Origin of the sequence: Pseudomonas sp. QD4 (assembly GCF_049199125.1) — a bacterium.
In the GTDB taxonomy this organism is placed as follows: Bacteria; Pseudomonadota; Gammaproteobacteria; order Pseudomonadales; family Pseudomonadaceae; genus Aquipseudomonas.
Genome location: NZ_JBLZOM010000001.1, coordinates 1,971,688 through 1,992,428 on the forward strand (window position 1 = coordinate 1,971,688; position 20,741 = coordinate 1,992,428).

The following is a 20,741-nucleotide window of genomic DNA, read 5'->3' on the forward strand; positions in this document are numbered from 1 at the left end:
CCTGCTGGCTGGGGTTCGAGTTACATCTGGTCTTCGGAGTAGATCCCGGCGCTGATCACTGCACTGCCGACGATCATTCGACCGTAAAGCAATGGGACTGGGTTGCCCTGGACGCTGGTGTTCACTGCACCATTGAATGAGTAGCTTGGCCTGTTATTTGGTCCGTCTTGTGAACTGAGGCCTTTCGCCTGCGGACTAAGCATTTGCATTACCCCGCCCAGCGCCATAGATGCGCCTGTCGTCCCCGCGAACATCACGCCAGCAGCAGACCACCCCAAAGGGTTCCACCAAGCCAAAGCGAGAATCACAACGCCGATAACTGTTTGCAGGACCCCAGCGCGCTTCGACCCACTGATTACCGGCACAATACGAATGACATCACGTCCAGTTGGCTTCCCGAGGTCATCCTCTCCGATGTTCTCTTTGCCATTGAAGATGGCGTACCGGAGACCCCTGCCTTCACTTTCCATCATGTGCTGCTCGAAGCCGGGGAACTGCTTGAAGTAGCCCGTCACATCTCTGAATCCACCGCTTGTGGTGAATCTATGACGCCGGCCGAACTGGCGAGCAAGAGAGCCAGAAAGCAGCACCGTTTGCATTTTTTCATTGTTCAAAACGTTTTCTCCAGGCAATAAAAAACCGCCCGAAGGCGGCGACTATTAATTTGACATTTAACTGCTACAAACTTTCACCACGCTGGTGACCTTTTCTGGAGGAGACTGCCACGTTCTGTAAAAGTGGTATCGAATAGCCGAGCCTGAGCCGGCGGGACTAACATCGACAACGTGCCAAGGCGACTCGGTATTGGGCGCCACAACTGAGTACTTTTCCCCAGACTGTTGCAGAATTCCGCCAACGCTGCCACCGACCAGCGGTGTATCCTGCCACCCATCACGGATACACTCAGCAACAATCCTCGCAGACCTGCTACTGGATACATCAATCAGTGCTCGCGTTTCCCGTATTTCGGAAACGCTTGAGCAAGCTGCGAGCGATACTAAAGAAGCTATTGCTATAGCTTTATAGAAGTGACTTGCTGACGTTTCAAAACTGATCATGGCTTCGGCGCCTCGGGAATCAAAGGATCGACAATATCATCTGAAATAACAAAAAAATCGCCAAACCTATTCTTCCCAAACGTCACATATGCAGCTCGCTTTGTTGAGCGATTAATTACTTTATCACCATCATCAGGCCAAGACGGATAGGTGCGATCTGGGTCAGGCTTACCAAACTCAGATTTTAGATACTTAACAATCGCCTCATAGGACGACTTTGTTCCAGGAATGATCAAAGCCGTATAAAAAACGCCATTATAAAAGCAAATATTTATTTTTTTAACTTTAACATCACCTACCACTCCCGCAACATCACTGCCTGAATAGCAAACATCTAAACCTTCAGATTTCGTCTGCTGCAAAGATATTTCAAGATTTGGGTAAGACTCGCCAAGCTCATATCCGTATATTTTAATACGTGGCGAGCGGTCTATACGCACGGCCAATCCTTCTATCTGAAATTTATACTGTAAAGGTCCATAGCCCTTTACATCCACCTCTATGAAAAGCCTCTTTGCCTTAGTTACTGTTCCAGCAAACGAAACCACTTGGGTGGGAACAAGATGCACTCCATCGTCAGTTGAGAAATTTTCCTCCCTTACCTTCCCTTCATCAAATTTTACGCTCACTTTGCAAAAGGAACTATCAAGAGATGGGCACCCATCTGCCTTTCCTTTATCCAAGCTCAAGACAACTCCAGGATGTCCATCATCTTTATCTAGAATCATCAGGGTCACTTCAGGCCCCGTACCGGATATCGGCATTTCCGTTTGCCGAAATACAGTCGTGGTCTCACTACGCATTTCGTCTTTAATTTCAGACTTTTTCCACTCAGCTTGGGCTGACGACACCAGCCAAGGGGCAAAAGTGAGTGCCAAAAAAAATTTAATGATCATTGGGTCCCTCCGTTGAATAGGGAGAAACTTTATCACCTGAAAGAGCACATCACCAAAAGCGCTTCGCAGCCTCCGTACAGACAAAGGTAACTTCCGATAGGCAACCTAAAGAAACCAATCAGTGCTCCGCGCTTCGGTGCCGCCAATAGCTGACCGTCACTTCACCCCAGTACCCGCCATACGTGTCGCGTTTGCTGTCCCGACCATAGAGGTGGTGCAGGATCGACCCAGGCGCCGGGTAGTGCTCGGGTTCGGTCTTCAGCACGCCGTCGGCCAGGTAGATCCCGGCGTGGTTCGGCACTGGCGACCGGATCTGCATCAGCACAATGTCGCCATGCTCGAGGGTTGAGACCTTCTCGAAGCCGGCGGCCGGCAGATTCTCCAGGTAGAGGTTTCCGCCTTTGTCCCACCAGCCATCCTCGCGCTCGTAATCGCCCAGATCGATGCCCATCTCGCGCCGGTAGAAGTCGAGGATGATGCTCAGACAGTCGTGCACACCGTGGGCAAACTTGCGGCCGATCAGTGGAGCCTGGTAACCCTCCGGCGCGAAGCTCACAAGCTCGCCTGGGCGCACCAGTTCGTCATCGCCCTTGCGGACCTCAAGGATGTACCAGGGAAGCCCGGAGGCCTCGCAGGAGACGCGATCAGCCTCACTGGGGGCCGCTGGATAGTCAGGGTGGCTATGCACGACAGCGAGTACCCGGCCGCGGTCCTCGGCGGCCGCATAGTCCTCTGGCGCCAGACGGAAGTGTTCGCTCGGCGTGGACGCAGTATTGCGGCAAGGTACATAGACCTCCTTGCGCCCTTCTCGCACCAGGAGCCCGCAACACTCCTTGGGATACTCGGCCAAGGCATGCCGCTCGATTGCTGCTCTATTTGCTTTGTTCATGGTCAGCTCCGAAGCAGGCCGGCGGCCGGGAATGAACCGAAAGGCAGTGGGTTGTTCTCGCCAAAGCGCAGTTTGCAGCTCGTCAGGCGGCCGCCGCATTTGTCCTTGGCTGCATCCGTGACGATGACGTCGTTCTCATCAGCCACGGGCGGCCCGTTGTAGCCGCAGTACGGCCCGCGGTAACCGCCGCAGCTCAACCACCAGCAAACGTTGGCCACGATCTGCCGGCGCGGGAGCTGAACACCCGCGAAGTCCAAGGCCGTAGCCAGTTCGAACTGCACGGTTTCGTTGTTCTCGGCCGACTTGCGCTCGACGTACCAGATGTCAGGCGGGAGTTCTTCGTCAGGGTCCGCCTCAGGCTGACCATCCAAGTACTTGCCCAGGGTCCGATGGCGGATCAGCTTCGACCCGACCAGGTCCTCGAAGTAAAGAACTAGTGCTGTGATGAACCCGCCGACGTTGCCGACAGAAAGCGTTGGAGTCGGCTGGGCACCCTGCCCCGTCATTTCGAACCCTTCAGCCTTGATCGGCCAGGGCGAGTACTCGTTGCCTTGCCAGAAGATCGAGGCCTGCTGGGGGTAGCCGTGGAAGCGGTAAAGCTCGGCGCCCAGGGCAGTGGCGTCGAGCTCAAAAAGCTCCACCCACGCGCCAGGCTCCAGGGTCTGGATATCGGCCGTGATCGGCATGGTGTTTCCTCAGGCAAAAATAAACCCGCTCAATGGCGGGTACGGTGTATCAGGTTGGCTCGACTGGCCGGTAGGTTGAATCCGGGTAACCCTCGGCGCCTTCGGTCCACGCTCGCAGTGCCAGCCAGTAGGTCTTCCACTGCGCTGCGGTGCCTGGGATTGAATCATCGCCGAATTCGATAGCGGTCACGTTTTCGCGGGCGCGGGTCATCTCAGCTTCGCGCCATTCGTTTTCGATACCCCTGAGCGCCGATGGGCTATTGCCCCACCCAGGAAACTGCCAAGGTTGGTCGGCACGCTCTGGACCGACAGGAACTTCAAACTCGCTAAGGGGGGCGTCGTCCGTTGACCCTAAATAAACGCCCTCCTCCGAAACGTAGTAGCGTTGCGGATTACCAATGCCATCGGATGGCAATTGGTTTTCGTCAGTCCGTTCAATCATGCGTACAACTCCACTGTTAAGGTGCCAGTACTGGCGGAAATACTTAGTGGACCTCCGACAGTGGTCAATAGCGCTATCCCTGCGTTTGCCACTATGAACATGGCCTGCGAAGCGGTTGACTTGACAATTTGACACCCGAATCCAGTGTTCGCTGTTCCGTAGTAATCCGCCGATGCGGGCAAGATAATCTTCTCGCCTGCCGCGTATCCACCAAAAGCAGTACTCAGCGTTAGAGTGACCTTTGAAGCCTTAACTTCTAGCCCGAAGTTATGCGTAAGAAGGGTTGTCGCACCGAACGTAGGCGTGATTGGTGAACTCGTCCACTTCTTGGAAAACACCAGGTTCGCGGTGTCAGCCTTGGCCGCCAAGGCCGCCTGTAAATCTGCCTGACCTGTGAGAGCGCCCCACGCCCCATCAGCGCGCAGGAATTTGGCCTGGTCACCAGCTACCGAAGCCGGCACCAGACCTTTAACGCCTGCGGTGGATGCGGTAGCTCCGACCATGGTCGAGGTGTAAAACGTCGGCGGCTGGCCACCAAGCTTGTCAGAGTCCGTCGCTGCTTCACTCTTGCCCAGCTTGGCGTTGAGCTGCCCCTGCAGCTTCGCAAAGGCCTGCAGAACTGTATCGCTTGCCAAGATCGCAGCATTCACCAGCGCCCCCAGGCCCGAAAGGGTCGTCGAGCGCACCCGGGCTACGGTGAAGTACTGGTTTGTCGATCCCTCCGGGACCTGGTCAGTTGAGCCAGGTGAGGACGGGATCAGTACATACGCCGCACCGCTCCAGCGGTACTGACGTGTCGGATTTGTGGGACTGTCCCCGTCGTTGATCGCGATGTAGATCTTCCCTGTCTCGCCAATCGCCGGGAAATCGGCCCGAACTGGAAACTCCAGCACGTCATCGACAAAGCTCGGAAGCTGAGACGCCGGCACCGCCCCGTTAATCAACTGAGCCACCGAGACACCCACCGCTGCGCCAGGAACTGCAGCATCCGCTTTAGCCTTGGCCGCAGCAGCATCCGCAACACCTTGCTCAGCTTTCGCCTGTGCCGCCGCTGTTCGAGTATCCAGCTCAGCGAAGTTGGCATTGATCCTTATCCCGCCATCGCGAAGCGTGTCGCCCGTTTCGTCGTTCGGCTCTTGGCCAACGTCAATTGGAACAATGCTCATGGGTGGAATGCCTGTTCGAAGGTGGCAGTCAGGGTGTAGGTATCGCCGCCCATGGCCTTGGGCTGATACTCGGCGCAGCGGTATAACTGCTGGTCGCCAAGTGGATCGGTCCAGTAAAACGGAGTCGCGCCAGCCTGCCGATCGAGGAACGCCATGATTTCCTTGATGCGCGCCTTCTGGCCTGTGAACGTCAGTGGCCAGGACTGCGAACGGTTGTTGATTCCGTCCTGGGCACGCTGCTCGTAACCATCACCGAACTTGGCAGACTTCGTGCGAAAGTTGATGGTCGCCGCTGGGTCGCCGTTCGGTGTCCAGGTGAAAGTTTCAGTTGCCATGTTTTCTCCAGACATAAAAAAGCCCGCCGAAGCGGGCAACGCCAATCAACCACGCCCCCTGATGGCCATGTAGATCTGGCCTCCTGGCCGGAGGTCCCTCGCGATCTGCTCCTGGGCGCCCTGCTTGGCCGACTTGGCGTAAGCCTGGGCCACGGCCTGGCTATCCGTGTCACTCGCGCCACCTTGTCCTTCAGGCACTGCAAAGCTTTGCTGGATCACCACCTGGTTGTTGCTTGAGCTTTGCCCGCCCCCCAGCGCTCGCACGCCCAGCGCGCCGCCTGCGGTTCGGGTCAAAGGCATGATTGCCTCGGGCCCTGCCTCACCCATCACCCCAGCCTGCCCGCCCGCCATACCGAACGCGGTGGGCTTGCTGACGATGGAGTTGGTGAACGCCCCACCATCCGCGAACATCTGCACACCGCCCGACCACATGCCGCCATTGGCCTGGTAGCTGGAGAAGTCCGTTCCAGAGGTGTAACCGGCCTGGGTAGAGCCCGCAGAGGCAGCGCCGCCGAAATACGACCCAGCAGCGGACGCCGCCATACCAAACAGAGAGCTAAGCGCCGAGGAAGCCGCCTGTCGGGCCGCAATCCGCGCCATGTCGGCAATGATCGATTTGGCGAAGTCAGCGAACGACAGCTTCCCGGTCAACGCGAAGTTGACGATCGCGTCTTCCATCGAGCTGAAGGCGTTGGTGAACAGGCTTTTGGTCTGGCCGGCGACGTCCTTCGCAGACTCCAAATAAGTGGAGAATGCTGAACGAGCCCCATTTGCCCAGTTGCCTTGCGCCTGATCCACGTCCGAGTAATACCGCTCCTGCATCTCCAGGCGATCGTCCAGAGACCGCTGCAGCGCATCGTTCTCTTTCTGGTAAAGCCCTGGGCTGATTCTGCCTTCGTTTCGCTGCTGGAGAAGGTTGTCCATCTGTTGCTGGTATTGCTGCTCGATGCTGAAGCGTTCCTGCATGCGCTGACGTTGCTGATCCCCCAAGCTCGCACCAGCCAGGTTGCTATCGAGCCCCGCCTGGGCTTTGGCCAACTGACTGGATAGGTTTGTCTGGAACGCTGACAACTTTCGGCCCTCCTCTTCGGAAAGCTTCTTAAGCGCTATCTCCTTTTCCAGGCCAGCGTTCTTTTTGAGTTGGGCGGTTATAAGGTCCTGGCTTGCGATCAACGCCTTCTGATCCGCCGTCAAAACCTTCTTGGTTTTGATGTCTGCCAGCTCCTGCTCCCACTTGACCAAAGCCTGCCCAGCCGCTCCAAGCTTGTCCACTTCGCCTTTTTGGGCGCCGATCAGAGCATTCTGCTGCTCCAGAACTGCAAACTGCTGGCGAGCCTGATCTAGAGCCTTCATGCCCGCATCTTCTCGGTAGGCGGCAGGCTTTTTCCCTGCCGCCTCCTTGTACACCGTGTTTTCACGAATAGCCTTTAGGGCGTCTTGCTCCTGCTTGGCTGTAATCGTGTAGCCGGCTGCTCGTGCGGCGCTTATGCGTTTTTCTTCATCCTCCAGCGCCTTGTTCATCTTTTGGCGCTTGGTGAAGTTCTGCTCAAGGCTCTTTTGGAACCCTTCGTAAGCGGCCTGTCCGTCACGCTGGACACGAGCAGCATTCGCCGTGGCATCTGCGGCGTCTTGCTCCGCCTTCGACTTTTTCTGGAAGGCGTCGAGCTCTGCCTGGAGGGATTTAATCCGATCCCTTGCGTCATCATCCTCGTAGGCCGTGTCCAGCATCGATCTCAGAGAGTTGATTTTCTGCTGAATGGCTTTTACGTCTGGCCCTGAACTTGACTCGCGCCCAATCCCGAGAATCGCATCCCAACCGCTTTTAGCCGCGCCGGCCAAGTCATTCCAGGCCCGTTCGAGGGTGCCAAGGTTTGCTTTCATGGTCGCGGCGCGCTCGCTTAAAGCTTGCGCCAATGCTTCTTGAGCAATGCTGGCGGCCGCTTCCTTCTCCCCCATTTCCTGAGCAGCGCGCACCTGCTCGTACACCGAGGCAGTGAGGAAGTTGTATTTGTTGTTCAGTTCCGCGACCGCTTTTACAGGGTCATCTGCGAGCTTTACGAATTCGGCGATGGTCTCAGAGACCGCTCTTCCAGTGGCCTTTTCATAGGAAACTGCTGCGGCGGCGATTTCCTCAAAGCTCGAACTCGCGATCTTCCCTGTTCCTGCCAGCTGTGCGAGGGCTGCGGCGGCTTCGCCAGTAGTACCTACCGTTGAGCTGACGCGCTGGGCCATAGCGGCCAGCGCTGTTGTGGTGGTGCCCGCGGCATTCCCTGTAGTCACAAGCGATAGCCGAAAGGCGTCTTGCTCCTTTGAGCCCTGATAGTAGGCCAGTGCCAGCACTCCTACAGCAGCAGCTGCAAGTGTGTAGGGGTTCACCAGGCCCAGGATGTAGCCACCCATAGCCCGCGCTGCGGGGCCAATGCCGCCAAACATATCCTTCAGCTGACCGCCTTGTTGCAACAGCACCGTCAGGGGCGCTTGTCCGCCTTGAAGCGATACGAATATGTCCGTGAATTGCGCTGGCACGCCCCGCAGTGCAGCAGCGGTTTGCTTGGCAGTGTTCCCGGTCCGGCTCAGCGAATCATCAAACCTGGACAGATTTGAACGCGTTGTATCGATCTTGGATTGGTACGCGCTGAAAGTTTCGGGATCGAGACCGAGTTTCTTCTGCTGCGCAAGTTGGCGCTCTTGCTCATCCAGCCGATTGAGTGCGCGAGTGGTCGGGTCTATCTGCTCCAGCAGTTGTTGAAGCTCGCTTTGCTGGGCTGTTGTTGCTGCTGTCGCTCTTGCACTGGAAGCCGCCAAGCGGTCGGTGGAGACGACGGTCTCCCTTTGCGCGGCTGAGGCCTGGGCTTGTGCCTGAGCAGATCCAGCAGTTGAGGTGATGAGCCCCTGCTGCGCCTCAGACAGCCCTGTCGCAACATTCGAAAGATTCTGCTGGGCTTCCTTTGCCGCAACAGCGGCTTTGGCCAGTTCCAGAATTCGCGCCTGCGCTTGCTCGGAGGTCTCTCCAAGTGCGCTGGTTGATTTCTCGGCACGGCCACCTGCCTCGGTCAACTTGTCGAGATCGGAGCTCGCCTGCACCGCATCGGTCGAGTCGACCTTAATACCGAGCTCTGAGATGGAGGTCATGCGTGCTCCGCTATTTCGATTCGCTCATAACGAGCATGGCTTCGGCTTCCATAGCCCGAATGTCAGGGAATACCTCCCGCACTTCTCGACGCTTGAGGCCGATCATGCTGGCGACTGGGGGGATGGCGTTGTAATCGAGGCCTATCGCCCCGCCCATACCCACGCGCCACTGGGTGGACAAAGCCTCGAAGATCAGGAAGGCTGGCCAGTTCCCTGGCCAAACCTCGTACTCCACATCAGGAATGTCGGATCGGGACATGCCGAAGGCAGCCAAATCAGCGTCTGAGGGGCCCGGCTCGTAAAGGACACGAGCAAGGCCTGTCAGTTTCCCAGGCGAGCAGGCTGGTAGGCGGCCTGATAGGCGTCGAGGACTGCCTTCGGCGCGCCCACGCAAGTGGTCACCAGAGCAGTCAGCGACTCGTCCGACAGCTTCTCTTCAAAGCCCCAACCGCTGACGATGTCCTTGAGCTGGCTGACCTGCAGCGCGATTTCTGAAGCTGTGGCGTCTTGCCAGGAAAGACTGTCGTCCTGAACCTTGGCGGCATGCTCATCCCGGGCGGCGTTCCAGCGGTCGAAAAGGCCCGACAGCGACATTCGATCCAGGTACTTGAACTCGAAGTCCACGGTAACCGGGTCGGCCCCTACACGTGGAATTGCTACCTTCGCCTTGAAGATGGGGTTATGGGAAATCTTGATCTTGGCCATGGGTTACACCACCGCCGAGTAACGGGTTGGACGGCCAGCCAGAGACAGAGTGATGACGCGAGTCATCAGGTTGTTCCGCGACAGAGCCGGAGTGGAAGTAATCGAGACGTAGGCGTTGTACAGAATCGCATCACCATTCGGCAGATTCAGCCGAAGAACTCGAGTTGACTTGTCCTCATCGGCGGCCTCAGTGATCGGCACATAGGGCAACTCTGGATCATCGGCCACGGTGATGGTCATGCTGATCGGATTCTTGGTGGTTGGCAGTTGCCGATCATCATCGTCGGCCAAAAAGCCAAAGGTCAGGAATTGCTGCTCCCCGCCGCTCGTCGATACGTCAGTGATCTGAGCGATTTCCGCCCATGTTGCAACCTCACGAACAGAGCCGGCACCAGAGCCAGCCGGGTATGGTTGCGTGTTAACCGTGTTGATGCCCTCAAGCGCGAAGGTGCCAGTCAGGCTGTTACTTACACGAGCAGCCCGATCATTCAATCGAGTCCAGCCAGAAGTCACCGCGATTACCGCGCCATCTTCGAGCCCGTGTGCAGCCGCTGTTGCAACAGCAGGGTTGGCATTGCTAACGGCTGTCACCGGAATGGCAGTGCCATAGGTGGCCGCGATTTCAAGGGTGGCGCCGTTGGGGAGTCGAAAGCCCATGTGTATTTTCCTCTTTGCAGAAATGACAAAACCCGCTCAGTGGCGGGTTCTGGGGTTGCCCAGCGGGCGAATCAGTTGGTATCGGCTCGGTATTGGAACGAAGCCGATACCGTGAAGGTGCTGCCGTCCGGGATGCCCGGCCCAGGCGCTACCGGTGTCATAACCAGGGCTACCAGGCCAGCGCGCGGAATGCGCAGGTTGAGCGGGAACAGTGCGGCCAGTTCGTCGACAATGCCGCTCGCCTCGGTCCGATACTTCCCAGACGGTGCCACGATGTTGACCTGGAACACGCCCTGATAAAGACGGTGGTCACCGCCCAGCGTATTGCTGGCAGTAACCGCTGGCAGAGTGAAGGCCCGGAGGTACGTCTCTCCGGCAGAGGGTGTGTAGGTTTCGTTCTCCACCACTACCTTCAGCGGCTTGGTTCGAGCCTTGGCCCAAGCCAACATGCGCGACTCAAAGGCCGCGGCGATGATGTTGTGGCTCATACCTGGCTGTTCCTGATGGCTTCGAGGACGATCTGCTGGAATCGGGCGAGCGTGATTTGCACCATGCCGGCGGGTGCCTGATCGGAATGCCCGTACTCAAGCGGCACCCCGTACACCAGGTTGTTGACGATGTAGGCAACCTGCCCCGCCTCAAGGTTGCTGGCCTGGGCGACCAATTCGGCAATGGTTTCGTGACCGGACTTGTCGACTGTATCGAGGCTCTGGTTGGAGGGGGCCCCTACGGTGAACTGCCAATTTCCCTTAAATCGCCCGGTGTCCACCGGTGAAAGGCGGATGACCGAGGTGCCGATCTCGATCACCACCTCGCGGAACACATCGTCGATGGCTTCCTTCGTCTGCTCGGCGAATGCCGCCAGGCTCTCGGCAAAGCTGCCTTGCTGGCCGCCGTAGCGACTGGTCATGTGATTGGCCATTACTTGCGCACCTGCAGTTCGAAGCCAACCGCCAGGCCGGCGTAGTTCCATGGGCCGACGGCAATGACGGTGTAGCTGGTGCCGTCGAACTGGATGCGGTCATTGCTCAGCGGGATCGGCATATCCGCACCGCTGAGCTGCACCGGCGACACCAGCAGCTTGACGTCGCCGCGAACGATCAGCGTGCCATCGATGTACTTGTTGTCGTATTCCTCACGGAAGCCGGAGCCATTCACGACCAGCTCACTTGGTACCGGCGGCGCGTCTGGGTCGTACTCCCCGACGATCTCCCGGCGCAGGACCAACTCCAGCCCTTTGCCGCCCTTATTGCGCGGCGCAAGCATGCGCGTGGCTAGAGCCTTTGCGCGATCGTAGATATCTGGCATCACTGGCGCCTTATTCTGTAAATGGCGGTGCATCGGCAGTTGGCGCGATCCTCCCAGCCCGCCCCCAGGGATGAATCGCCGGGGTAGCGAAGAAGTGCACCGGTAGGGCTCTGAAATGGCTGATCCTTCTGCACGACCTGGCCGCCCAGAATCATGTGTGCGTGGCGAACCTTGTTGTCCCGACGGTCGCGCCACTCCTTCTCTACCGAATCGCGGTCCAGGCCCTGCGCAATCAGTTGCTCGTAGACCTGGTCTCGGCCGGCACCAAACGATTCCAGCGCCTCGGCCTTCGCCCGCATCTCGGCATAGTTCTTCATCAGCCGATCGGCATAGCGTCCGGCGATCTTGTCCACGTCAGCCTGGGCGACAGGAGTTCCGGCTTTGATTGCGCGGTTGACGATCCCGTCAAATCGGCGATCCCGGCGGGTACGCTGCAGGTATTTGCGCATCTCGGCGGGATTTCCGCCCAGCAGCTGCGAACGGGCGTTCAGCACGTACTGGGCATAATTGCCAGGCAGGCCGATGACGCCGCCAGACCGAGAGCCGGTCTGCGCACTTACACGCCCCAGCAGGTCAAGCGCCGATTGGCGAGGTGTGCGCACCATAGGAGTGGCACTCACCTCAACCTGGGCGACATCAGGCTGAGAAGCAGGCCAGCCTACAATGCGCCGACGACTGCCCATCACTTCGCGGATGGCGGATCGCACATCGACAGCGGCACTTGCCCGAATCTCTTCTGCTTTGGCCGCCACCCACCTCTCAGCCGCAGGTTGGCGGACATCGAACTCGAACCGCCCCAGATCGCGGGGAATGACGATCGCCTTCACTTCAAACTTGGCGCCGGCGATGAATACCGACCTGGCCAACTCGAGGAATGCGGACAGAGCGCCCAGGCTGAGCAGCGCCACCAGGCCATCCTCATCCTCATCGGCGATCAGGCGCTCGACTTCTGCAACCGTTGCCGCGCCGACCACCGTCTTGACCTGCTCCAGATAGGCCCGCTGCATCGCAGGCTCCATTCCTTCGATGGCCTGGATAATCTGCGCCGGGGTCATACCGTAAACACCGCAGGCAGCGTGTAGCGAGCCACCAGCACTGGGGCAATCATCTCGTCGATGATGCTTATCACTGGGCGGACAGATCCGGCTGCGTCCGCACCTACCGCCACGGCGAATTCAGTTTCCAGCGGCCCGACCTTCTCGCGCTTGACCAATGATGCAGACACGAAGTCAGGGCTGAGGCTTCCCGGCTCGACGATCTCACGCAGAGCCGCCTCGTACGTTGCCTGCTCAACCTCGACGGGCACCTGGTCAGCTGGGATCGGGTTGCCCTCATAGTCATAGGCACCAGTCCGCGGCCATTCCCTGGCTTGCCCTCTGCCCTCGGTCTTCACGCCCGGGAACAATGACTGCCACACACCAGAGGCCAACAGCTTCCGGTAGCGACCGTCGATGTAGACCGATGCCCGGATCAGCGCAGCCTGCTTCGCCACGTCATCGCCAGCCCAGGCGGTATTCGCGCGCGCAGCGTGATAGGCGTCGGCTTCTGCGACGTTTCCGTAAAAGTCTGGCATCGGGATATCTCGAATAGGTGGAGCGTCATGCGCTCCGGTTTTGCGGGGTGTTACGCCTTGGCGGCGGCCAGTGCGGCCTGCAGGGCTTCCAGATTCGCTTCCTTGTCGAACTCGACATTCAGCGCGGTCAGCTCGTCGATAACCTTCTGCTTTTCGGCAGCCGCCAGGGCTTCGTCCAGCTTCTTCTGGAGGGTTTCGGTCTTGCTGTTGCCGGCGGCATCGATGCCCAGCGTTTTCAACTTGGCGAACAGGTCGGTTCGCTCGTCGCCGTCGCTGGCTGGCGCTTTGCCTTCCACGCTCAGGTAAGCAAGGCGTGACGCGCCCTTGTGGCCTTCGGGGGTCAGATCGACCTCCTTGGTTTCGCCGGGCAGGATGTAGACGACACCATCCGTGGTGTGCACGCCCTGCAGCGCCTTCGAGTTATTGGTCACTTTCATGTCGACCTCCTATCAGGCTGCTGGCGGGGTGATTTCGTCGAGGTACGCCACGGCGCCCGGCAGACGAATCTCGGTACCACCAGTACGGGCGATGATGCCGGTCTCGAAGCCCATGATGGACTTCTGGCGCGGGGCCAGGACGCGGCGAGGCATTGGCAGGTGGAAGCGAACCACTTCCGGGTCCTTGCGGTACGCAACCAGACGACCACCCCCATCAGCCGAAGCGTTGCGAGCCTCGCGCAGCGGCGCGATGTCCAGCGGCAGGCCGGTTTCGGCGGTGTAGATGTTGTTGCGGCGCATGTATTCCAGCACCGTCATGAAGCCATCGCCAGCACCCATGCGCTTGGTTGCCACGGCGCGGAATGCATCAGGCGGCATGCGCAGGGTATCTGCCCACTCGACTTCGCCAGTGTTGGTGCGGATGCCGCCCAGCAAGCCGTTCACGTCAGCCATGATCAGGTCGACGTCTTTGGCAGACCAGTAGGTCGAACCAGCAGTGCCGGACGAAGCCGCGTCAACGCGCGAAACGTTGCCGTCGTTCAACAGACCAGTCCAGCGCTTCTCAACACTGCCAGTAAAGGCAATGCTGTTCAGCAGGCGCTCAACCTTGTCGGCGGCCGAATCGGCCTTGGTGCCGCTCAGGTTGATGCCGTACAGCTGCGCTTGGTTCACTTCTTCCAGGTTCCATTCCCAGCCGGAGCCGATCATGGCGAAGTCGTGCGAGGCCTGGTCGTGCGTTGCGGAGTTGAAAGGCATGTCGGTGCCGGAGCCAGACAAGAACTTGGCTTCACCGGCGGTATCGACAGTGAAGAAGGTGGTGCCGATGGCCCATGGAGCGCCTTCAGTGACCACTGGAATGCTCGCGGCGTAGTTAAACGTCGGGTAGCGGCGCGTGTAGATGCGCGTTTCGATGTTCCGGCCTTGAGCCAGAACGAACGGGAACGCCGACTGCGCGTCTTCGAAAACTTGAGGCATGTTAAGCGCTCCGATGTTTGAGGGAGATTTCGACGATGTCGCCGTTCGCACCGGTGGTGTCGAAGAAGGCGCCTGGAATCAACACAGCACCGGCGGCGGCAGTCGTCACGTAACGGTTGGTGGCAGCGACGTAGTACACGTCATCGCCTGGCACTACAGCGGCGCCAGCGGTGACATACATCTGGCCATCGGTCATGAACGCGCCGGTGAAGTCCTGCGGGTAGCCGTCGACCAGCGTCGAGCCAGTAGCAACTGGCGGTACAGCAGCGGTGAGCACGGCCAGGCCGAGGAACAACGTGCCAGTGGCGGCGATCTTGTGATCGTTGCCAGCACCCGCCACACGGAAGCCAGGCGCGCCGAAGACAATGCCTTCAGCGTTCGAGACGGTGCGGCTGATCTTGTTGCACTTCTCTTCGTTGGCGACCAGGCCGGGCACGCCCTTGGCTGGAGCGTTGGTGTACGTGGTTTGGTAAGTAGCCATGGTGTGCTCCTTATGCCTTCGGCAGGTGGGCGGTTTGCATGTCCGAAATCATCTTCAGGCGTGCCTTTTCCGAATCATCGCCGCCGGCTGCACTGTCCTGATGGATCATGTGCTGGCGGAACGGGTCATTGGCCGGGCTCTTGTCGGCGTCTTCCACCAGGATCTCGAAGCGAGCGTCGATGTAGGCGTCAGCCTTGCCAGCAACGGCCGCATCACCCAGTTTTGCGACCACGACAGCCTTGCGGATGTCAGCGTCGGTCTTTCCGGTGTAGTCGGCGTCGGCGATGGCCTTAGCCTTGCTGATCAGGTCGGCACGGGCAGTCACGCGCTTGTCGATGTCGGCATCGCTGAGCTGCTTGGCCTTGAGGGCGTCGAGCTCGGCGTCTTTCTTCGCCAGTTCGCCGTCCTTCAGCGCGATCGCTGCAGCGTGCGCATCGGCCAGGTTCTTGGTGGCGGTAGCAGCATCGGCAAGCTTAGTGTTCAGCTTCTCGATGGCCTGGGCGCCTTGTTCGGTGACATCAATGGAGATGCCATCGACAAGGAGTTTTCGCAGTGCATCAGCCATGTCATGGCCTCCTTTGGGGGTGTCTGGTTTGTGGTCACCGATGCGTAGATCGATGCCTCCCCGAGCGCGATGCTCAAGGCTGAGGTGATTCATTTTCATGGGGCCCAGATAGCAGTCGTACTGCTCGCCGTCGCCGGTTACGCCATCCTGGAACACGACTTCGGCGCCGTAGCCCATGGAGAGCTCACGCTTGCCTGACTCGTAGTCCTCGATGGCTTTGGCATCCATCAGCACCAGCGGCACCTTGACGAACTGCCCGTCGCGCACCACTTCGCCACCGGTTTGGCCGATCGCGACGTCTTTCCAGTTCTTGGAATTGACGCCATCGCCGCCCGGGTGGCCGTTGGTCATTGGCCGGTAGGCGTACGAGTGCATCGCGTCAGCGTGGAACACCGCGCTTTCGGGCCGGTAGACACGCACGATTGGCTTATCGCGCAGGCCGTGTTCGTTGTCCGGGTCAATCTCGGTGCCCAGGTAGTCCTGGATACCGGTGCGCGCCACCCGAGCTTCGGCCACCAGGTAGCCGTCCTCGGTGCGTCGCACGCCCGTGACTGGCACGGAGTCGGTGAAGATCATGACTGCTCCTTGATCTTGCCCTGCCAGTTCTCTACGACTTCTTCGAAGATTTCCGGCCCAAGCTCAATGGGTCCCCGGTATGGTTCAACCTTGCTCAGGTCAACGCTGCCAGGGTCATAGGTGAAAGTGATATGCGGCTGGTAGTCCGGCCAATCCCACGAGGCACCGGCCTCAACGATGGAGACATGCCGCCATGCCAGTTCAGAGCTGTTGAACAGCACCACCACCGCCCCCTCGCCGAACTTATCGATGAGCCGGGCACCGCCTGGGGCAATCTTCAACTGGCCTTTGCCATCGCCAGACCAGGTCTCGCCAACTTTCATCCAGTCAACCGGCGAACGGCTGTAGGCGATGGTGACGTGCAGATCGCTCGCAGGAAGCGTCGATTCGAATCCTTGGGCCTTGGCCCAGGCGACGATATCGGCACCGTTGGTGACCTTGCGGGACACGTACAGCGTGCGGGGAGCGGCGTCCGACAGGTCTTTCTTGCCAGTTGCCGGGTCGTCTGCGCTTACCGGTAGGTCGACATCAATCTCGCCGTCAGCCCCTTCGTCATCCAACTCGGCGCCGTACTTGTCGATGGCCGCCTCCAGCCCAGGCATAACGCTCAGCTCGACCAGCAGGTTCACCGATGCCGCCGAGAGGGCATCATCCGGGAACAGGCCGGAGTCTTTCAGCGCCTTGATGGTGTCAGCCGTGGTCTTGCCGATGTCTGCCCGCTCCTTGGCCGTGGCCTGCCACAGTGGCGACCAGGTGTAATGGATCTCCTTGGGCCGAACGCCCAGGGCGGAACGGATCAGGCACTCATCCAGCACGCTCATGGCTGGCTTGATCTCCAGCTTCTGGCGTGATGCGACGTTGTCGTAGTAGTTGCGGGTGTTCTCTTCGCCGTTGGCGCCCAGTCCGGTCGACGACTGGCCAAACATTCGGGTGCCGGGGATATCGAAGGCGCCGGACACACCCTGCTCCGTCTTGGCGATCACATCAGGCAGAGTGCCGAAGCTGGCCGACTTGGAGCTATGCGTCTCGGCGCCGTCGAGGATCAGGGTGCCATTGATGCCCTTGGCGGTAGCGGCCAGGCGCAGGCGCTCCAGCAGCTGCCGCTCGTAGTTCTTGTCCGCAATGCTCGACATGAGGTTGGGGATGTTGATGACGTCGATCTTGGCCTCGTAGACCAGGCTCACCACGTTAGCCACCGTCTCGTCGTAGTGACGCACAGCAGGCATGGCAGCCAGCAGGACCGAGTCACCCCAGCCAAAGGCGGCGCCCATGGCCAGCTCAGGGTCTGGGTGTGGTGTGCCAACAAAGATCACAAGGCGCGAAGGGTGGATCTCGACCAAGCTGCCCGGCAGGCGGTACGCCTTGGGCTTGCCGAAGCGCGGGCTTTGAGGATCTTGCTCGATCTCTGTCGCGCTCAGCTGCCGGCGCGTCATCACAGTCAAATACTTGATCCCGCCCTGCTTCACCCGATCCGGGCTCAGCTCAGACGCGGTATCACGCTCACCGGTGCCGATAAACACCGCGGCCCCGCCGAACAGCCTGGCCTTCAATAGGGCCTCCAGAATCTTGCCCTTGACGTTCAGGCGGTCCTCTTCGGCCTCTATCAGCTCAATCTGGCCTTTGTCGGCCTGCCAGCTGCGCCAGTTACGGCACGCATCGACGGCCGGGATGGTGACGCCCTTCTGCGCAGTCCAGGAGCCACGGAAGGCGTTCAGCAGCTGCTGATCATCCATCTCCGGGACGACATAGTGCGAATGGGATGCCTTGTCGCGCGCAGTACCCAGTCCTGCGACCAGGTTCTGCAGGCTGTCTTTCAGGTAGCTGAATGCGCTCATTGTTGGCTCACGTTTGCGAGTGTGTAGCTGCCCGCAATCGGGAAGCGCTGGACAATGAAGTAGCCGAGTGCGTCGACCGGGTCTTCAGTGCCGTCCTTGTTGGGTTGGCCATGCTCGTCGTAGGCCTGCTGCTCCAGAACCTGGGTGGTCACCGGACAGTTGTCGGTGTTCACCAGGTAGCGGCGCTTCTGTCCGATGTTCAGGAACATGGCGTTCACGGCCAGCACCCGGTCCCGAACCATTGGGTTCGACGGGTTCACCATCACCATGAAGCCAGCAGCGCGGAGCAGGCTGTGATCAGACTCGCTGCCGTTGACGCTCTTGCGGTTCTTGCCGCTGGCGTCGGGATAGACCGTGATGCTGTGCCCCGGGAAGCGGCGCTTCAGCTCGACGATCATGGCCGGGGTGTCGAACAGGCTGGTGGCCTCTTCCAGCAGCATGGGCAGACCGTCGCGGATGACGTGGACCGTCGCTGCCATCCGGTTGATGTTGAAGTCCATGCCGATGTGCAACTGCTCGCCTGGGCGGATGGTTGCATCCGTGTGGTTCTGCTTGCGGCAGAAGCTCGGGTACACGCTCCCAGACGTCAGGTTGACGAACAGGCCGTCGATGTATGCGTCCACCAGGTTGGCTGGGTATGACTCACGCAGCGACTTGATGTAGTCCTTCGGCAGGTTCTTGGCGTTCTGCCGCGTGGAGGCGTGCACGATGCCGTACAGGGGCCGCTGGCTCGGATTGGATGCCAGCTCCTTGACGAACTTGCGATAGACCCAGTTGAAGCCCTCCGGCGTCGTGGTGACGTCGATGGTGTTCATGTCGCGACCAGGCCACACCGTGGACATCCGCGCGATGATCTTCTTCCAGGCGCTATCGGCCTTCTTGATCGGCATGCAGTCGATCTCATCGACCAGGGCATGGGCGATGTTGAAACCCACAATGCGGTGCGGGTGCTCCATGCTCTTGCACACGATGGTCGATAGGCACCGGCCCCGGTTGTCACGCAGATACACACGCTTCTTGCTCGGCACGATGTCGGCGAACAGGCCGAAAGCCTCAGCGACCACCGGCATGGTGTCGTAGAAGATGTCTGCGATCTGCGGATAGGTCGGCGCGAAGTAGCCCTGGGGAATGCCTGGGTTCTCCAGAGCGTTGATGCATAGCCGCACGCAGCCCACGAATGTCTTGCCGCTACGGTAGCCGCCGACGAACGCTGAAAACTTCTTGGGGTGACTGATGAACTCGAACTGGGGCTTATTCAGCTTCAGGGTCGCTTGCATCTTCTACCCCGATGATTACTTGCTTGGGCTCGGGCAGGCCCTTATTCGGGTCTTCCAGTTCGCGGCGCAGCTTCTCGTTGAGCAGGCGCTTGTTCTCTACCTCAATTCGCTTGAGCTCTGTGTCGAGGTCAGCATGGCCTGGCGGGGAGAACATACCGAGATGGCGGCCGATATCGACCAGCGCGCCCTTCTTGTCGTGGAGCTTTACCTTCAGTCCATCTCGACCTTGCGACACTTCAGCAATGGCTGCCGCCGTGGCATCGTCAACCTCGTCCGAGTCGATCAGTGCCAGCCCATGATATGGAACCATGTCCTCTGGCTCATCGCCCTCACCGTCAACCATGCGGACCTGAGTCTCGCCCCAGCGCACTACCTTGCGGATATCGCTGAAGCCGATCTTCGCGAGCTCCTTGAGGACCATGTCCTGGGTTATCTCGGTCCTTTGCGCTCTATCCGTCTGCCGTTGTGCCAGATATTCACGAACCTTGACATTTGTTAACAGGCGACTTGCCTGCTGATCGGCGGTCTTAGCGCTGTAACCCGCGCGGATGGCTGCTTGCGTGGCATTCAGGTCTATCAGGTACTCATCGACGAAGCGCTGCTGTTTTGCTGTCAGCGCCATAGGGATTCCTTGAGACTTTGGTGCCTCGCTTGGGCAGTGCTTGAAATGGTGGCTGGTTGCCGGTATTGGTGACGCTCCAACACTCACGGAGCAGAGACATGAAGTTCAAAGTGAAGGCTTATTTCAACGAGTCGAAGCATAGAGCCCTTGCCATTCCAGAAGACAAGACACTCGAAGATCTTTCCGCAGAAACGCGAGCTTGGATTGGCCCGACTGTTACCCAGCAACTCCGTGAGCTGGACACATCCGAAAAGCTCATGGGCTTTGACCCTCAAACAGTTTGGGATGATTTCCTGACAAAGGGGTTTTCGACCTATGAGATCACCGCAACGATAAATGTGATCAACGGGTAGCCCCGTGCCGCGACACAATTTGCTGATAGGCAAAACGTGTCGCGAATTATTTGATTCGTCGGTCGATCCCGCTGGGCGACTTGTCACAGCGCAGACAGTGCTCACAGTTCAGCGTGCGGCAGAGCCATGCCTTTACTGCCTTCCAGTAGGTGACCATGAAGATGTGTCGGGCGCCGGCCAGGGCCAGGGACACATGCAGCGTCAGGCCGGCCGAGCTCGGACCGAAGAAGATGTTCTGACTGCGCGCCATCACAACAAACCCGCTGATGGCGATCGCCGAGTAGATCAGCTTGCCGAGGATGCCGTCTCTCACCTTCCCGCTCAGAACGCACCAGGTCGCCCACAAGGCGATCAGGCCGCAGGCGATGGAGTTGATCAGTTCAAGATTCATGGTGGGTTGCCTCCCCCGAACCGCTGGCGAATAAGAGCCCAGAGGTCAGCGGATTTGATAGCTCGGTTGATGGCAGCCAGAAGCGAGCCGCCGAACGCCCCCAGGAGAAAGCCGACACCCGCAACGATCTTCGGCTCGGTGACGCCAAGGTAGGTGCTGACCATGCTCGTGAGGTAGATCGAGCACGCCATTCCTGTGATCAGAAAGATCACCCAGGCTCGCCAATCACTCAGATCGTCCTTGTGCCACCAGCTGGCGATCACGGCCCCGACAAGGCCTGCAATCAGCAATTCGAACCTGTCGATCTTGTCGAGCAGGCGCTGTAGATACTCCATGCGCTCGACTCCGGGGGGCATGATTGAAGAAAAAAGGCCTGCGTCGG

At 59.2% G+C, this 20,741-nt stretch carries 26 protein-coding genes; 1 reads left to right on the top strand and 25 read right to left on the bottom strand.

Annotation, left to right across the window (positions count from 1 at the left end; translation table 11 throughout):
- Positions 1-20: 20 nt before the first annotated feature.
- The 23 genes from ACOZJV_RS08645 to ACOZJV_RS08755 all read right to left on the bottom strand — a co-directional run bounded on the left by ACOZJV_RS08645 (position 21) and on the right by ACOZJV_RS08755 (position 19,615).
- Positions 21-614 carry a tail assembly protein gene (locus tag ACOZJV_RS08645; RefSeq protein WP_421547354.1) on the bottom strand — a complete coding sequence of 198 codons (594 nt, stop codon included), beginning with the start codon at positions 612-614 and terminating at the stop codon, positions 21-23.
- Between the two features lie 440 nt (positions 615-1,054).
- Complete coding sequence (locus ACOZJV_RS08650) at positions 1,055-1,954, bottom strand: hypothetical protein (RefSeq protein ID WP_421547355.1); 900 nt, start codon at positions 1,952-1,954, stop codon at positions 1,055-1,057.
- A gap of 118 nt (positions 1,955-2,072) precedes the next feature.
- Positions 2,073-2,843 (bottom strand): C40 family peptidase, encoded by a 771-nt coding sequence (locus ACOZJV_RS08655; RefSeq protein ID WP_421547356.1) that lies wholly within the window; start codon positions 2,841-2,843, stop codon positions 2,073-2,075.
- A gap of 2 nt (positions 2,844-2,845) precedes the next feature.
- The gene (locus ACOZJV_RS08660) at positions 2,846-3,529 is read right to left on the bottom strand and encodes a phage minor tail protein L (RefSeq protein WP_421547357.1); all 684 of its coding nucleotides are present in this window, start codon (positions 3,527-3,529) and stop codon (positions 2,846-2,848) included.
- A 49-nt stretch (positions 3,530-3,578) separates the two neighbouring features.
- Positions 3,579-3,971 carry a hypothetical protein gene (locus tag ACOZJV_RS08665; RefSeq protein WP_421547358.1) on the bottom strand — a complete coding sequence of 131 codons (393 nt, stop codon included), beginning with the start codon at positions 3,969-3,971 and terminating at the stop codon, positions 3,579-3,581.
- Positions 3,968-5,137, bottom strand: coding sequence for a hypothetical protein (locus tag ACOZJV_RS08670; RefSeq protein ID WP_421547359.1), 1,170 nt, complete (start codon positions 5,135-5,137; stop codon positions 3,968-3,970). The genes ACOZJV_RS08665 and ACOZJV_RS08670 overlap by 4 nt, the downstream gene beginning before the upstream one ends.
- Positions 5,134-5,472, bottom strand: coding sequence for a phage tail protein (locus tag ACOZJV_RS08675; protein ID WP_421547360.1), 339 nt, complete (start codon positions 5,470-5,472; stop codon positions 5,134-5,136). The genes ACOZJV_RS08670 and ACOZJV_RS08675 overlap by 4 nt, the downstream gene beginning before the upstream one ends.
- Positions 5,473-5,517: 45 nt before the next feature.
- Positions 5,518-8,604 (bottom strand): phage tail tape measure protein, encoded by a 3,087-nt coding sequence (locus ACOZJV_RS08680; RefSeq protein ID WP_421547361.1) that lies wholly within the window; start codon positions 8,602-8,604, stop codon positions 5,518-5,520.
- A gap of 10 nt (positions 8,605-8,614) precedes the next feature.
- Positions 8,615-8,863: a DUF1799 domain-containing protein gene (locus ACOZJV_RS08685; protein WP_421547362.1), complete on the bottom strand. Its 249-nt coding sequence runs from the start codon at positions 8,861-8,863 to the stop codon at positions 8,615-8,617.
- A gap of 62 nt (positions 8,864-8,925) precedes the next feature.
- Complete coding sequence (locus ACOZJV_RS08690) at positions 8,926-9,309, bottom strand: phage tail assembly chaperone (RefSeq protein WP_421547363.1); 384 nt, start codon at positions 9,307-9,309, stop codon at positions 8,926-8,928.
- Between the two features lie 3 nt (positions 9,310-9,312).
- Complete coding sequence (locus ACOZJV_RS08695; protein WP_421547364.1) at positions 9,313-9,966, bottom strand: phage tail protein; 654 nt, start codon at positions 9,964-9,966, stop codon at positions 9,313-9,315.
- A gap of 71 nt (positions 9,967-10,037) precedes the next feature.
- Positions 10,038-10,454 (bottom strand): phage tail terminator-like protein, encoded by a 417-nt coding sequence (locus ACOZJV_RS08700; protein ID WP_421547365.1) that lies wholly within the window; start codon positions 10,452-10,454, stop codon positions 10,038-10,040.
- Positions 10,451-10,876 carry an HK97 gp10 family phage protein gene (locus tag ACOZJV_RS08705; RefSeq protein ID WP_421547593.1) on the bottom strand — a complete coding sequence of 142 codons (426 nt, stop codon included), beginning with the start codon at positions 10,874-10,876 and terminating at the stop codon, positions 10,451-10,453. The genes ACOZJV_RS08700 and ACOZJV_RS08705 overlap by 4 nt, the downstream gene beginning before the upstream one ends.
- 11 nt (positions 10,877-10,887) lie before the next feature.
- Entirely contained in the window at positions 10,888-11,274 is a 387-nt protein-coding gene (locus tag ACOZJV_RS08710) for a hypothetical protein (RefSeq protein WP_421547366.1), read from the bottom strand.
- Positions 11,274-12,329 carry a hypothetical protein gene (locus ACOZJV_RS08715; RefSeq protein WP_421547367.1) on the bottom strand — a complete coding sequence of 352 codons (1,056 nt, stop codon included), beginning with the start codon at positions 12,327-12,329 and terminating at the stop codon, positions 11,274-11,276. The genes ACOZJV_RS08710 and ACOZJV_RS08715 overlap by 1 nt, the downstream gene beginning before the upstream one ends.
- Complete coding sequence (locus ACOZJV_RS08720; RefSeq protein ID WP_421547368.1) at positions 12,326-12,847, bottom strand: DnaT-like ssDNA-binding protein; 522 nt, start codon at positions 12,845-12,847, stop codon at positions 12,326-12,328. The genes ACOZJV_RS08715 and ACOZJV_RS08720 overlap by 4 nt, the downstream gene beginning before the upstream one ends.
- 50 nt (positions 12,848-12,897) lie before the next feature.
- Positions 12,898-13,284, bottom strand: a complete 387-nt coding sequence (locus ACOZJV_RS08725; RefSeq protein ID WP_421547369.1) for a hypothetical protein — start codon at positions 13,282-13,284, stop codon at positions 12,898-12,900.
- Between the two features lie 12 nt (positions 13,285-13,296).
- Positions 13,297-14,259: a DUF2184 domain-containing protein gene (locus ACOZJV_RS08730; protein ID WP_421547370.1), complete on the bottom strand. Its 963-nt coding sequence runs from the start codon at positions 14,257-14,259 to the stop codon at positions 13,297-13,299.
- 1 nt (position 14,260) lies between these two features.
- Positions 14,261-14,740 carry a structural cement protein Gp24 gene (locus ACOZJV_RS08735; RefSeq protein ID WP_169956919.1) on the bottom strand — a complete coding sequence of 160 codons (480 nt, stop codon included), beginning with the start codon at positions 14,738-14,740 and terminating at the stop codon, positions 14,261-14,263.
- Between the two features lie 10 nt (positions 14,741-14,750).
- A complete protein-coding gene (locus ACOZJV_RS08740) occupies positions 14,751-15,881 on the bottom strand; it encodes a DUF2213 domain-containing protein (RefSeq protein WP_421547371.1) in 1,131 nt (376 codons plus the stop codon).
- Complete coding sequence (locus ACOZJV_RS08745; protein WP_421547372.1) at positions 15,878-17,716, bottom strand: anti-CBASS protein Acb1 family protein; 1,839 nt, start codon at positions 17,714-17,716, stop codon at positions 15,878-15,880. The genes ACOZJV_RS08740 and ACOZJV_RS08745 overlap by 4 nt, the downstream gene beginning before the upstream one ends.
- Positions 17,713-18,993 carry a terminase large subunit domain-containing protein gene (locus ACOZJV_RS08750; protein ID WP_421547373.1) on the bottom strand — a complete coding sequence of 427 codons (1,281 nt, stop codon included), beginning with the start codon at positions 18,991-18,993 and terminating at the stop codon, positions 17,713-17,715. Before ACOZJV_RS08750 ends, ACOZJV_RS08745 begins: the two co-directional genes overlap by 4 nt.
- Positions 18,968-19,615 carry a terminase small subunit gene (locus ACOZJV_RS08755; protein ID WP_421547374.1) on the bottom strand — a complete coding sequence of 216 codons (648 nt, stop codon included), beginning with the start codon at positions 19,613-19,615 and terminating at the stop codon, positions 18,968-18,970. Before ACOZJV_RS08755 ends, ACOZJV_RS08750 begins: the two co-directional genes overlap by 26 nt.
- Positions 19,616-19,713: 98 nt before the next feature.
- On the opposite strand from ACOZJV_RS08755, the gene ACOZJV_RS08760 reads away from it, so the two are divergent.
- Positions 19,714-19,968: a hypothetical protein gene (locus ACOZJV_RS08760; protein ID WP_421547375.1), complete on the top strand. Its 255-nt coding sequence runs from the start codon at positions 19,714-19,716 to the stop codon at positions 19,966-19,968.
- Between the two features lie 46 nt (positions 19,969-20,014).
- On the opposite strand, the gene ACOZJV_RS08765 is transcribed toward ACOZJV_RS08760, so the two are convergent.
- Together ACOZJV_RS08765 and ACOZJV_RS08770 are read right to left on the bottom strand one after the other, a co-directional pair.
- Positions 20,015-20,359, bottom strand: coding sequence for a hypothetical protein (locus tag ACOZJV_RS08765; protein ID WP_421547376.1), 345 nt, complete (start codon positions 20,357-20,359; stop codon positions 20,015-20,017).
- Complete coding sequence (locus tag ACOZJV_RS08770) at positions 20,356-20,694, bottom strand: hypothetical protein (protein WP_043230687.1); 339 nt, start codon at positions 20,692-20,694, stop codon at positions 20,356-20,358. The genes ACOZJV_RS08765 and ACOZJV_RS08770 overlap by 4 nt, the downstream gene beginning before the upstream one ends.
- Positions 20,695-20,741: the final 47 nt, after the last annotated feature.